This window comes from Kaistella sp. (assembly GCF_049588135.1).
Lineage (GTDB): Bacteria > Bacteroidota > Bacteroidia > Flavobacteriales > Weeksellaceae > Kaistella.
On the sequence record NZ_JBAVFG010000072.1, the window covers coordinates 19228 to 33782 of the forward strand.

Annotated in this window: 7 protein-coding genes and 1 tRNA gene; 7 read left to right on the forward strand and 1 reads right to left on the reverse strand. The window is 34.2% G+C overall.

Annotated features, from left to right (window positions below; translation table 11 throughout):
• Positions 1-395 precede the first annotated feature (395 nt).
• Positions 396-2084 (reverse strand): APC family permease, encoded by a 1689-nt coding sequence (locus tag WBY99_RS03850; RefSeq protein WP_423975015.1) that lies wholly within the window; start codon positions 2082-2084, stop codon positions 396-398.
• A gap of 126 nt (positions 2085-2210) precedes the next feature.
• Between WBY99_RS03850 and WBY99_RS03855 the strand changes: the two genes are divergently transcribed.
• The 7 genes from WBY99_RS03855 to WBY99_RS03885 all read left to right on the forward strand — a co-directional run bounded on the left by WBY99_RS03855 (position 2211) and on the right by WBY99_RS03885 (position 14325).
• The gene (locus WBY99_RS03855) at positions 2211-5726 is read left to right on the forward strand and encodes a gliding motility-associated C-terminal domain-containing protein (RefSeq protein WP_423975016.1); all 3516 of its coding nucleotides are present in this window, start codon (positions 2211-2213) and stop codon (positions 5724-5726) included.
• A gap of 279 nt (positions 5727-6005) precedes the next feature.
• Positions 6006-8969, forward strand: coding sequence for a tetratricopeptide repeat protein (locus WBY99_RS03860; protein WP_423975017.1), 2964 nt, complete (start codon positions 6006-6008; stop codon positions 8967-8969).
• An 89-nt stretch (positions 8970-9058) separates the two neighbouring features.
• A complete protein-coding gene (locus WBY99_RS03865) occupies positions 9059-10834 on the forward strand; it encodes a TonB-dependent receptor (protein WP_423975018.1) in 1776 nt (591 codons plus the stop codon).
• Positions 10835-10918: 84 nt separating this feature from the next.
• Positions 10919-10992: transfer RNA gene (locus WBY99_RS03870), tRNA-Arg, on the forward strand.
• 392 nt (positions 10993-11384) lie between these two features.
• The gene (locus tag WBY99_RS03875) at positions 11385-12302 is read left to right on the forward strand and encodes a helix-turn-helix domain-containing protein (protein WP_423975019.1); all 918 of its coding nucleotides are present in this window, start codon (positions 11385-11387) and stop codon (positions 12300-12302) included.
• Between the two features lie 71 nt (positions 12303-12373).
• A complete protein-coding gene (locus tag WBY99_RS03880) occupies positions 12374-13060 on the forward strand; it encodes a hypothetical protein (protein ID WP_423975020.1) in 687 nt (228 codons plus the stop codon).
• 17 nt (positions 13061-13077) lie between these two features.
• Entirely contained in the window at positions 13078-14325 is a 1248-nt protein-coding gene (locus WBY99_RS03885) for a multidrug effflux MFS transporter (RefSeq protein ID WP_423975021.1), read from the forward strand.
• Positions 14326-14555: the final 230 nt, after the last annotated feature.

Below are 14555 nucleotides of genomic sequence, written 5' to 3' on the forward strand. Positions count from 1 at the left end.
AAGAGCGCTGCTAAAAAACAGAACAGGAATAGATCGTGTGAAAAAATCAATCAAATAAGTGAAAGTTGAAATTCAGAATTTATTTCTAGTCAGATCTAATAAAATCTCATCAATAAGTTTCTGTTTTTTTAGTCTAAAATCGAATACTAATATCATTCATTTTACCCCAATATCATTTCTAAACTGTTTACTGCTTATTTATTTTTAAGTAGAATGTTTAAAAATTATTCATAAACCAAATTTTCAAAAAATTTTTCTTTTTCCCATCCCGAAAACTTTCGGGATTAAAGGATGGAAAAATTCTTTGAAAATGTCATCAAAATTACTCCATTTATGGTCGAGGAAATTAATTTTGATAAAATTTAAATAGGCTTTTAATTCTGTTTCCCATAATTTTAATCCAAGTCACCATTCAATTCTTTGTGCAATTTACTATTTCTATAACCATAAGAGAAATAAATCACCAGTCCAATTCCGAACCAAACCAAGAACCAGAACCAGTTATTATGAGTCATCCCAGTTAAAAGATACAAACAAGAACTTAAACCCATCAATGGAATTAGCGATAAGTTTTTAATTAAAGTTAATACGCAAAGTCCCAAATTAATGATGATGAAAAAGAACATCGAAATTCTGAATTCGCCTTCATTTGGATCTTTCCAATCCATTAAATTATGGAAAAACTCTGGCTGCCAAAAATAGAAGAATGTTAATCCACCCAAGAAAATAATCGGGAATATAATTTTTGAATTAATGTAAGGCATGTGAAATTTACCAGGTAATTTTTCCTTTGATGGCAATAATAAAACGCCACCACAAACAAGTACAAAAGCGAAGATGGTTCCAATACTTGTGAAATCTAAGATGAATGATTTATCGGTAAATAAAATAGGAACTCCCACCACAATTCCGGTGATAATTGTTGCAAAAGAAGGAGTCTTGTGTTTCGGATGAATCTCCATGAATTTTTTAGGCATCAAACCATCGCGGCTCATCGCATACCAAATTCTCGGTTGTCCCATTTGGAAAACAAGTAGCACCGTTGTGATCGCTACAATTGCTCCCAGTGAAACAATGAATTCCATCCAGGCAACATTGGCATTTGTTTTCTCGAAGATGAAAGCCAGTGGATCGCCCACACCATCGAATCTCCTATAATCCACCATTCCGGTAAGAACCAAGGTTAAAATAATATAAATAACCGTACATAAAACCAAAGAAATAATCATTCCTCGTGGTAGATTTTTCTGTGGATCTTTGGTTTCTTCTGAAAGTACACTTAAAGCATCAAAACCGATATACGCAAAGAAAACTCCGGAAACCGCACTCATTACTCCGCCGAAACCATTGGGCATAAAAGATTTTTCGCCTGTTACGATACTCGTTGGAAACCAGTTGTCAGTATTGATATATGCAACTCCAACTGCGATCACCAAAAGGATGATGAATAATTTTAAAATAACGAAAATATTATTAAAGTTTTTTGATTCTTTAATTCCGACATAAACGAGCCAGGTAATTAATCCATTGATGACCAAAGCAGGTACATCGAGAATGATTTTAAGATTCCCAATAATTGGAGCGTTTTTCCATGCGTTAACGAGTTCTAAATTTTTGGAACCATTGAAAAATGCTTTTTTCGCTTCGGGATAGCTGCAAGTTAGAAATTCCGGAATATGAATGCCAATTCTGCCCATAAAACTGGTGAAATAATCGCTCCATGAAAAAGCAACATAAATATTTCCAAAAGAGTATTCCATAATTAAAGCCCAACCGATAATCCAGGCAATTAATTCCCCGAAACTTGCGTAGGCATAGGTGTAAGCGGAACCTGCAGTAGGAATTCTGCTTGCAAATTCAGCATAGCAAAGTGCTGTAAAACCACAAGCGAAACCACAGATGACATATAAAACAATAACACCAGGACCGCCACGGAAAACGGCTTCACCCAAACTGCTAAAGCTTCCGGCTCCGATAATGGCTGCAATACCGAAAAAAACAATATCCCAAACGCCTAAAACACGCACCAAACCTGAGGGTTTATCACTTGCACTGTATTGTTTTCTTCTGAAAAGTTGATTCATCTTAAAATTTAATTTACACAAATGTAGCAGAAAAATTTAAAAAACATAATTTTTCATAACTTTTATACTAAAATAGATGAATATGATGTTTTAATAAATAACGTATTTTTGGCAAAAATTGATTTGATGAAGAAGTTTTATTTTTTAGTATTTACCTTTTTATTCGCTTTCGGGTATGGGCAGTCTGTTCAGCTCTATAATCCGGCGACTAATGAGATCTACCGGAACGAACAGTATTTTTGTGCCGGAGAAAAATTTAATTTTAAAGTGGATGCGGTCGCGAGTTCTACGGGGGATTATGTGATAACTGGTGAATCTCCCGGCCAATTTCCGATGAACGCAGGAGCAATTCCAATCACTTTCACAGCATCTGATACCAATAAATTCAGTAATCAGGTGGATCTTGGTTTCACTTTTAGTTTTTACGGAATTGATTACACCAAAGTAGTTGCCGGCAGTAACGGTCGTCTGGTTTTTACAAATGACGCAAAACTGAATAATCTTTTTGACAATACTACTTATATCGACCGAATCTTTAACGTTGCACCAAATATTTCCCAGTTACCATCAAAGGATTATAATAAAGTCTTTAAAAGTAGTGTTACACAGGAACTCGATCTTGCACAGATCTTTTTTGGGTACACTAATTTAGTTCCGAAATCGCAGTTGTCAAGTGTTGCTTACTACTCCAAAACACTTACCTATAACGGCCAAAAAGGACTATTGATCTCTTTTCAGAATCTGACTTTAACCGATTATTCCAGTGCATTTGACAGTTCTGTTCTGTTACTGGAAGACGGCAGGATTGTGATTTACGTAAATAATAAAAACAGAGATAACTACAATGCGATCCTCGGGATTCAAAATGAGAGCGGCACAAAGGCAAAAGTTCCTGTTCACATTGGTGGTGGCGATTATAACAACGGACCCTGGAAAAGTGAAGGAAAAGCATTTCTCTTTACACCGATTCCACAGAATCTAACGCGAGTTTTTAAATGGACAAATAATGGCTCACCTGTGGGAACTAATACTGATACTTTAATTGATTTTACTCCCAATGACAATGATGTTTTAAAAGTAGAGGTTACTTATATTGAAGATCCAACTATAATTGAAACTGATCAAGTGACATTTAAAAAATTACAAATCCCACAAATATCCGCACCAGACTATATGACTGGTTGTGGGAATCCTGCAGAAATTCACGTAATAAGTCCTGATCCAGCACTTGTGTATGATTGGTATTCTGATACAGATCCTGCCTTTCATAAAACCGGAACAAGTATTCAAGTTGGAACCGGAAGTTATTACGTTCAGGTAAAAAATACTGCGGGAACTTGTGAGTTAAAGTCCGCAAGCGAATTGGTAAATATTTCTTCTATTTTACCACCTTTTGTTTTTGAAAATGTAACGATCCCAGAGTGTGATAATTTAGGATTAAGCTCTCAGACCTTTAATTTGCAAACTATTACAAATTATCCTTCAAGTTTAGATTATACGATTCAATATTTTGAGATGGGAAATACCACTCCAATAACATCGGCTGATGTAGCTTCGGGACAAGTTAAAAACTTTACAATTACGGTTACCACAAATGCGGGCGTTATACCTTTCTGTAGTTTTACCAAAAAATTTAGTATTTCATATCTTTCATTTCCTCCAAATGATCAGGTTTATACGACCAATAAGTTGTGTTTTGAAACTTCCAGTTATACCATTCAGGATTTTAAAAATAGCTTTTTTCCGACTTCGTCATTTCAGGTTTTGTTTTCTACGGACGGTGTGAATTATAATTCCAGCGTGGTAAATCCAAAAGTCAGTAATCCGATATGGGTAAAACTTACTGATCCTGATTTCAGTTGTACCAGTGTTGTTAAACTAAATTTTGATTTTCATCCGAAAGTTGAAATTAAACCTTATACCCAATTTCCTGAACATTGTTCTAGTAGTTCAGAATATTTTGACCTGAATATTACTAAAACACAATTGGAATATTCGCCAGATATTAAAGCAACATTTTTTACAGATGTGGGGTTTACTAATCAAATCCTCAATCTTAATTATAGAGGAAGTGGTCTTGTTTATATTAAAGTCGAAAATACTGCTACTGGATGTTTGGCAGATTCTATTCCCCAATTAAATTTAATATTATATACTAAGCCAGCTTTAATTAAAGGAACTCCAGAAACCAAATATTCCCAGTGCGGAACGACCCTTTTTAATTTAACAACGAATATTAACGATTATATAGGAACTTGGACGCGTTATTCAGAAATTCGATATTATGATTTTGCCGGAAATCTCCTTACTCGATCAGAATGGGGAAATTATGATCTTGCAATTCGAAAACAACCTTATATGGTTTTTGTTTATAATGAAACAAATAATTTGCAATGTTCCGACCGTATTAATTTTAATTTAATAGAAATAAAGAAACCTGTTGCAATTAAATCACAAATTTTAATCTGTTCAGAAATCACTTATTCACTACAAAATTTTAAAAATGAAGTAATCAATAATTCAGCAAACTATACTTTTACGGATCTTTCTGGAGATCCACTTCCGGCTAATTTCGATTTATCAACCTTGCCTTTCCCGGTAGATTTCTTAATGAAAGATAATGCGACAGGTTGTATTTCTGATCCGCAAACTTTGATTTTTATTCAAGGTGTAAATTCTGCTTTACTTGTAACAGTAACCGATTATGAACTTTGTGATACCGATTTTGATGGAAAAACTGAATTTAATTTGGAAGATGTGAAAGCCACTTTTACAAATGATCCTGCAACTTTTGAATATTTTAAAGATTCAGGTTATAGTCAAAAAATTAATGATTTTACAAATTATACCAATGAAAATGCTTTTGCTGAAACAGTTTATGTGAGAATCACCATTTCTGGTTTTTGCCCGTCTTCTGCAGAAATTCATTTGAAAGTAAATACGCCAAGCAAATCTTCTACACTTTTGGATCAATATTATATTTGTTACGGCGAAACTTTGCCGATTGACGCGGGAAGCGAAAATACTATTTTTGACTGGAGTAATGGAGAAACCAGACAAACAGCAAAATTTACGAAACCCGGGAATTATTCGGTAACCTTAAAAAAAGGAATTAATGGTTGTCCTTACACGCATAATTTTATCATTTCCGACGAAAACCAACCCAAAATTAAAGTCATCAACCAAACCAATAATTCCATAGAAGTGATTGCGGAAGGCGGCAAAAAACCTTATACCTATTATTTTAATGATATTTCAAACGGGTTAAATAATGTTCTACAAAATCCTACCGCATCGTCATATAAGATACAGGTAGAATCTGAAACTGGTTGTTTCGGTCCGCCAAAAACCGTTTATTTTATTAAAGTCAACAACGCTTTCACACCAAATGGCGATGGTAAAAATGACATCTGGAAAATCGAGAATTTAGATAAAATGGAAAAGGTTTCCATCGTGATTGTTGATCGCAACGGAACAAAAGTTTTTGAATCGAAAAATCCCAATAAAACAGAATGGGACGGAAAAAATAATGGAAGACCATTGCCAACTTCAACTTATTGGTATATTATTTCCTGGTACGATGCGGTAACGCAGAAAACGGAACAACGACAAGGCTGGATTTTGTTGAAAAACAGAGATTAATTGAATGGAACAAAGAACAAAGAGAAAAGACTAAAGACTTTAAATTATTTGTATTTGCTGCTCCAGCGGAGCAATATCTGTGTAGAAACAAGTATTCCCAAATAATAGGTGTTCAGGAGGAACACTATCTATTATCTTTGTTCTTTTCTCTAAAATTCCACGTTATCCACATATCCACAACAAACAAATAAACTTGTATAAACAATAACTTTTCTTTATTTTCGTTGATTAAATGTGGAAAAGCTAAGTTTCCAAAAACCCTCCGAAAATCAGGATTAAATGAATTCAAAAAAAATCTTAATTGCAACGGCAATTTTCTATTTCGGCTTATCCGAGGCACAACAATCTCAATACTTCAGCGACCGCGAAAATTACCGTTTCAACCTCGCAGAAAATCTTTACCAGAATAAAATTTATAGCGCTTCTCAATTTGAATATGCGCGACAGTATTTTTATAACGAAAATCTTTCGAATTCTAAAAAAGAAGCAGCCCAATTTTTTGATAATGTAATCGGCGTTATTTTGCGTGAGAATCATGCGGAACAAGGTTTGGATGCATTCATCAAGCAATATCCGAATTCTGCTTATTTTGCGCAGGCCAATTTACCTTTGGCCGATTTTTATTTGGCTCAAAAAGATTTTGATAAAGCTCTTGAAACTTTGAAAAAAGTAAATCAATACCAACTTTCAAAAGAAGAAAACACCCAGTATATCATGAAACTCGGTTATGCGAAATTCATGACCGGAGATTCCAACGGGGCAATTGAAGCTTTAGATGAAGCTTATAGAACGTCTGAAGGTTCCGATAAAAATGATATTGGTTATATGCTCGGTCATTTGTATTATGCTGATGGACAGAATGATAAAGCATTTACCTATTTCGACCAGATTAAAGATAACGAGAAATATGCAAGAGTTGTAAAACCGTATTATGTGCAGTTATACTTTAATAATAAAGAGTATGATAAAGCAATTGTAGAAGGAAATGCGTTGCTCAACGAAAATATTTCTGCTGATTATAAAGCGGAAGTTCATAAGATGATTGGCGAAAGTTATTTCATGAAAGGCGATTACAATTCCGCTTATCCGCATTTGAAAATTTATTTGGAAAGCAAAGGAACTCCTTCTGAAAGCGATTTGTATGAAATGGGATTCGTTTCTGCGCATCTGAAAAAGTATGATGAAGCAGTTTCTTACTACAACCAATTGCTCAACAGCAATTCGGCAACCTCGCAAAACGCTTATTATCAGCTTGGAAACGCTTATTTAGAAGTCGGTAAAAAACAGGAAGCGCTTTCTGCGTTTCGTTCTGCTTATCAAATGACTTATGATCCGAAAGTGCAGCAACTCGCTCATTTACAATATGCTAAGTTGAGTTACGAAATTGGAAATCCTTTTGAATCAGCTTCAAATGTAATTCAAAGTTATATCACGAAATATCCGAAAAGTCCTGAAATCACAGAAATGAAATCGCTTTTGGTGAAATCTTATCTGTATTCCGGTGATTACAAAGGAACTTTGGCTGCGATTGATAAAATGCCGAATTCCACACCAGAAACCAATAAAGTAGATCAGGAAGTTTCCTATTTACTGGGAACGGAAGAATTTAATAAAGGGAATTTAGACGCTGCGGAAAAATATTTCTTGCGAAGTTTAGAGTTTAATATTAATAAAGAATTTAATTCCAGAGCCTTGTATTGGTTGGCGCAAACTTATTATCAGAAAGGAAATTATCCTTCGGCGATTGCGCGTTTTGAGAAACTTCAAACAGAAAATTTCCCCGAAAAACAGCAACTGAATTACGATTTGGGTTATGCTTATTTTAAATCTAAAAAATTCGACAAAGCGAAACAATATTTTACAGCGTATTTAAAAGATCCGAAACCGGAATTTAAAAATGATGCAGAACTTCGATTGGCAGATACTTTTTATGCAAATAATGATCTGAACGAAGCAATCGCGATTTACGACAAAACCGAAAATGCTGATGATTATACTTTATTCCAAAAAGCGATGGCACTTGGTTTTAAAGGCGATACAACCGCAAAAATCACTGAATTGAAAAAATTACTGACTCAGTATAAAAATTCAGAGTATTTCGATGACGCACAATATGAAATCGGAACAGCTTATGCGGCAAATGATGATTTCAAAAACTCCAATGATTATTTCGGTCAGGTTATTAAAACCAGTACTGATAAAGATTTGGTAGCAAATGCTCAGATTTATCGTGCCCAAAATTATATCGATCAAAATGAAGATTCTAAAGCTTTATCTGAATTGAAATCGCTTGGAAATCAATATAAAAATACCGCTTTTGCAAGTAAAATTGTTCAGGCAGCCCGACCGATTTTTATTAAAAATAATGATATTGCTGGTTACCAAAATTTCGCTCAAAGTATTGGGGTAAGAATCGAATCCACGGAAATTGAAGAAATTAATCTGAACGCTGCCAAAAATTATTACGCAAGCAAAGAATACCAGAAAGCCATTCCACTTTTCGAAAAATATTTAACGCAAAATCCAACCGGAGAAGGACTTTATCAAGCGCAATATGAATTGGGAGAAAGTTATTTTCAGACGCAGAATTCGGCGAAAGCACTTTTAGTTTTGCAGGATGTTGCGAACGTTCAAAACGATTATCAGGAAGATGCGCAAACGAGAATTGCCCAAATTTATATCGCTCAGAACAACAGCAATGAAGCGAAAAAATATTTGGTATCGCTTTCAAATTCTACCAACGCAAACGTGAAAAACTTCGCGAATGTAGAATTAATGAAAATTTATGCGGATGAGAAAGATTTCAAAAAAGCAGAAACTTTAGCTGATTTGGTTTTGCAAAATCCTAAAAATTCCGCTTCGGTAAATGAATTGGCGAAAGTCATCAAAGCCCGAAGTTTAATGAATAACGGAAAAGATACTGAAGCAAAAACGGCTTATACGGTTTTAGAAAAATCGTCGAACACCGAAGTTGCGGCAGAAGCTTTGTACGCAAAAGCGTTTTATCAAAACAAAGGAAAAGCCTTTAAATCATCGAACGAAACCATTTTCAAATTGGCAAATAACTATGCTTCTGAAGAATATTGGGGTGCGAAATCTTTGGTTTTGATGGTGAAAAATTACATCGGGTTGAAAGATAATTACCAAGCGAGTTACACTGCCGATCAAATTATCGCCAATTATGGCGATTTCCCGGAAATTGTGACAGAAGCAAAGGATTTAAAGAAACAAATTAAAAAGTAAAAAAATCCGATAAACCACGAAGTGGTGAAATCAATAGCAATGGATGAAGCCCATTGAGCGTAATAAATCAAACGCAAAAAATTAAATTAATGAACAAACGAATTCAAATATTATCCCTGTTATTTTTAGGAATTTCGCAATTTGCGTTTTCTCAAATTAAAGAAGAAAAACTGGTTTTGGATCGCAAACGGGAACCGGAAGTAAAGAAAATCGAGAAGAAGAAAACCTCTGTCGAAGCAGAAAAAAATTATCCACCCGAAGCAAAATCTGCGAATCCGCCGACTTATAATATTACGGATGTTCCGGCTTCTTCAGATTTTAAAACTTCGATTATCCAAGGCGAAGACATTTCGCCGAAGTTCGATGCAGAATATCAGAACAATTATTTCCAACTCGGAATGGGGAATTATGGAAAGATTTTGGCAGATGGAACGATTGCTACCAAATTAGAAAACGGAATGGAAGTAGGAGGAGATGTGCATTTCCTTTCTACCAACGGTTTGAAAAAAGTTTATGATTGGGATTCCAGCCAAAGTACAGCAAACGTTGGTTTATTTCTTAATTCTTACGGAGAAAAAGGAAAATTCAGTGTGAACGCTGATTATGGCTTGAATGATTATAATTATTACGGAATTTATGCTTTCACGCCAAGTTCTACGAATCTTGATTTGCAACAGAAAACCAATCGGATTAAAGTAAATGGTTACTACGATTTTTATTCAAATGATATTCTGAATGATGTTCGCATGAAGTCTTCTTTTTTGAGCGATCATTTTGGTGCAAAGGAAAATCAGGCAGCACTTTTATTGAATTTATCTAAACATGGAGTAGCACTTCCTAAAATGGATGAGGTAACTTTCAATGCAGATTTGGGATTGAATTTAGAAACTGTAAAAACAGATTTTGATTTATTAGATAAAAATTCTTCTCAGTTTTTGAATGCGACTTTGGCGCCGAAAATGACTTTCTTTAAAGGAAATTCGTATTTAATGATTGGTTCGGATTTTTCATTTTTGAATGCGAAAAATTCAAATTTAATTTTGGCTGAACAAATAAAAAACAATAAAACATATTGGTTTCCAAAAGCAGAATTACAGTTCGCGGCAGCCGATGAATTCAAGTTTTATGCAGGAATTGATGGTGGTTTGAAATTGAATTCCTACGCCGATTTATTAGAACAAAATCCTTATTTGGTTTCAGATCAGGAATTGCGTGCGACGGAAACGAAATATAAATTTTACTTCGGTTTGCGTGGTGATATCGATCAAAACATCAAATATGATTTCAATGCAGGATTTGGAAAAATGAATGATATTTTATTCTTCAAAGCCAACGATTTATTTAATAATGATGTTGATTATAATCGTCCGGCGTATGATTTTGCGAATACTTTTTCTTCCGTTTACGACAATGGAACGGTGAGTGAGGCAAAAGCGAGTGTGCAATATTTTCCATTAGCGAACCTGGCTTTAGATGCGGAATTGAATTTCGCAAAATATAATTTAGATAATAATAAAGATATTTATAATAAACCTTTGGTCAAAGCAAGTTTGGGCGGAAAATATTCAATGCTCGACAAGAAATTGAATCTTGGTGCCAAAATGATTTTCGGTTCAGATATGACGACCAATTCATTTGAGACGAATAATAGCGGAATTAATCCCAACATTTTTGTTTCAACAGAAAATACAAATGATAAAGTTGGCGGATTTGCTGATTTAAATTTGTCGGCAGAGTACAAAGTTCACAAAAATTTCACTATTTTCGCACTCGGAAATAATTTACTCAACACCCAGTATCAAACTTACAAAGGTTATAAAGTTTTGGGAGCGCAGATTTTGGGAGGAGTTAAAATTAGTTTTTAGAGTAATTGCGTTGTGAGTAATTGAGTATTTGACTGAAATAATTTCTCAATAACTTAAAGATTCATCACTCAAATACTGAAAAAAGGCTGCGTAGTTCAACTGGATAGAATATCAGATTTCGGCTCTGAGGGTTGGGGGTTCGAATCCCTTCGCGGTCACAAAAAAAAGCTTCACTGAAAAGTGAAGCTTTTTTGTTTTCAGTGGGATGAGAGCCCGGGTTCGAACTCTGTGAAGCTCGCGAGGGTCAGTGCGGGTCTTAGCCAATCCCAGCGGAATCACTCCTTGAGACAAATCCAAAACGATAGATTTACCCCATTTTTTTTCCTTGTAATTTTCTGGTATTCTGATGCATAGTGTTATCGCAAAACTTATTTTTTTCCTTTTTTCTTCAATATTCCCGTTTTCATAACCTACCGAAGCTAAGTTATTCAATTGCTTCTCCAATCTCTCAATCCTACCTCTAGTCAATTTCTTTACTTCTTGGAAATCATTATAGTCTATCCATCTCTCCATCAGATTATCAGTAGTTAGTTAAATTTTAACACTAAATTTGAAGAAAATATTACGCATTTCTAAATTGAAAAGTTCCAACAACATACCAACATTACAAGCAGAAGAATTTAGACAAACATTGATGTCGTACGATGACAATTCTTTGTTTGAAACAGAAAATTTTAACGACTTTTTTATTCACGACCTTTCTGCTCCAAATTACAAACTAAAATTACCACAGCCACTATACCGCAATACCGCTAATTCGCTTCTTATCATTACCAATGGAAAAGCTATTAAAAGTGCAGGACTCGATAATTACACTATCTCTAATAATTCCATTCTCTTAGTCCCAGCAGGCCATATTACTGCTACATCTGAAATTTCTAAAAATGCGTCAGGTTTTTGGCTGCATTTTTCCGACAATTTTTTAAGCCATACCAATATTGATATTTCCGATTGGTTAGCTAAACCTGTCATTCATTTTGATGAAAATGAAATGCAAAATCTGATTGTTCTTTTAAAACGAATGGAAGCATTAAACGTCAATCCACAAAACACTGAATTGATTAAATTGTACTTAGCAACATTTCTTGCCGAAATAAAAAAATCGGCAGATTTTAGCCAAAGCAAACAATTTACAGCACCCGAACGGGTAACATTAAAATTTAAACGACTTTTAAATCTTAATGTATCAAAACAAAAATCCGTATCTTTCTATGCTCAAGAACTAAACGTATCTCCAAGTCATCTAAACAAGTCTGTAAAAGCTATTTTGGGCAAATCGGCTTCACAGCTAATTGATGAAATGCTATTGTTAGAAGCCAAAGTATTAATACGGAAAAATAAAATGTCTTTTAGTGAAATCGCCTTTCAAATTGGTTTTGAAGACCCGTCCTATTTTGGTAGATTTTTCAAAAAGCATACTGGTTTCTCACCTACTGAATTTCGCAAAATGATTGATTTGTCCGAGTAATTGCCTTTGCCGTCCTTTCTGTTAAATCGAATACCAAGTAATTTTGTACTCGAATTTAAGACAGAAAAAATATGAAATTAAAAATCTTATTATTTGCAGCATTGTGTTTTCTCTCTGCAACTGTTATAGCACAAACAAAAGACAGTTTAAAAACTGAACTCCCACAAATATCCTTATCGCCTGTTCCTGTTGAAGTTTTTGCAGGAAATAATGGAGTGTCGTTTCAATTAATTGTAAGCAAATATTTCAAACCTGACTCACGACTTGGTTTTTTTAATGTAACTCAATTTACTGGCAAATACGATACCGCTGACCAAGCCAAAAACGAGTTAATGTCTTTAGCATTAATTTCCTTTGATATTTGGAAAGGCTTCTCCTTAAACACAGGTGCTTTCATAGATAATTATGGAGGATTTTCACCCACAGCAGGAATACAGTACTTGTTTGCAAACAAAGACTTTCTGATAATTGCCCTCCCAAGATTTGATTTAGCACGAAACTATAATTTCGAAGCATTTGGCCTTGCAGAATATAGACCCATGTTTACTAAAAACTGGGGGTTTTACATAAGAGGACAAGCGATGTACAACCGCAACATTAAACAAGACTTTCTCGAAAGAAGCTATGTAAACCTAAGAACTGGTGTAACCTATCAAAACTTTCAGTTTGGTTTAGGTTACAACTACGATGTTTACGGTGGTACTTTTAATAGTAACCAGCATAGTTTCGGCGTTTTTTTACGAGCAGAATTATTTTAAGAACAAAAAATCAAAAAATGAAGAATATAAAACTAGAACAGGATAAGGATTTATTGCAAAAAATGGGAAATATAAAACAATTTAAATTGTCTAAAAAAGAAGTAACAATTACAGTCATATTGGCATTGTTGACAGCCATAGAGATTTTAAGTGTAGACTTATATTTACCTGCTTTTAAAGCAATTTCAGAAGACTTAAAAGTAGATATTGGTAAAGTTCAAATTTCTCTTTCTACATTTTTAGGCGGATTTGCAGTAGGGCAATTAGTTTGGGGAGTGTTGGCTGATAGGTTCGGAAGAAAACTTCCTATAATTGCTGGCCTTTCTATTTACATTATTTTATCAATATTTATTATAAGTGTAAAAAACATCGAAATGTTTTGGCTAATCCGATTTCTACAGGCATTTGCTGGTTCTGCAGGAGTTGTTGTTGCCAGAGCTATTGTAACAGATGTTTTTGATAGAACTAAAACGATAAAAGTTTTTTCTCTATTAGCCTTGATAATGGGCGTGACCCCTATTGTTGCACCTAGTATCGGAAATGCTCTACTACAAATTGGAACGTGGCATAGCAATTTTATTGCAATGGGGGTAATTGGACTTATAATATTGTTGTTGGTTATTTTCTTTTTACCAGAAACACACTCAAATAATAACATTGAAATCAAAGGAGTCCCAAAAAGCAAGTACCAATTGTTTTTTTTAAATAGGCAATTTGTACTTTATACAATTGTTGCGAGTATGGTATATGGTGGGTTATTGGTTTTTATTTCAAATTCTCCTTTCCTGATTATGGAAAAAGGAGGGTTTACAGGAACAGAATATAGTTTGATTTTTGGCGCAATTTCTTTGGGAATCGTAATGGGGTCATATTCTATAAATTATCTGATTAAGTATTTTAATAACCATTTAATCGTAAAATATGTATCAGCATTACAAGTCTTATTCGCTTTATTATCAGTTGTTTCTGTTTGGCTTCAATTTCCTATTATAGTCATATTAGTATTCATATTTCTTTATTTGTTCCTATTGGGGATTTTGCTTCCTGCGACAGCTGACCTTGCGTTAGAGCCTTTTCGTAATGACAGTGGTAAAGCATCTGCTATTTTCGGTTTTATTCAATTGGCTGTAACATTTATTATATTAACAATTATTGGACTGATACAAAATAATTCAATAATCCCTATGACTGTAACGTTATTAATTTGTTCACTTATTTCATTAGGAGCTTCGGCGATGTGGAATAATAAACAGAGAGAACAATAATGTACTTACAGGAACAGATGACAACCAGCACCCAACGGTTTAGAGCTTAATCCCTTTGCTCTTAACTTTGTCTTGATTTAAATCATGTTGATATAGACTTCCTTCAATTGGTTCAATCTTCGTAAATCTTCTCATAAAGAATTCGAGTTCTATACCAGTGGGATCACAAAAAAACCAATATCAAACGATATTGGTTTTTTTGTGTTTAAAATTAAAGTTTGGAGTCTTTT

Excerpts from the sequence above, each read along its gene's own strand:
- WBY99_RS03865 (WP_423975018.1), top strand. The coding sequence starts at position 9,059 with ATGAACAAACGAATTCAAATATTATCCCTGTTATTTTTAGGAATTTCG.
- WBY99_RS03850 (WP_423975015.1), bottom strand. The coding sequence starts at position 2,084 with ATGAATCAACTTTTCAGAAGAAAACAATACAGTGCAAGTGATAAACCC.
- WBY99_RS03860 (WP_423975017.1), top strand. The coding sequence starts at position 6,006 with ATGAATTCAAAAAAAATCTTAATTGCAACGGCAATTTTCTATTTCGGC.
- WBY99_RS03880 (WP_423975020.1), top strand. The coding sequence starts at position 12,374 with ATGAAATTAAAAATCTTATTATTTGCAGCATTGTGTTTTCTCTCTGCA.
- WBY99_RS03885 (WP_423975021.1), top strand. The coding sequence starts at position 13,078 with ATGAAGAATATAAAACTAGAACAGGATAAGGATTTATTGCAAAAAATG.
- WBY99_RS03855 (WP_423975016.1), top strand. The coding sequence starts at position 2,211 with ATGAAGAAGTTTTATTTTTTAGTATTTACCTTTTTATTCGCTTTCGGG.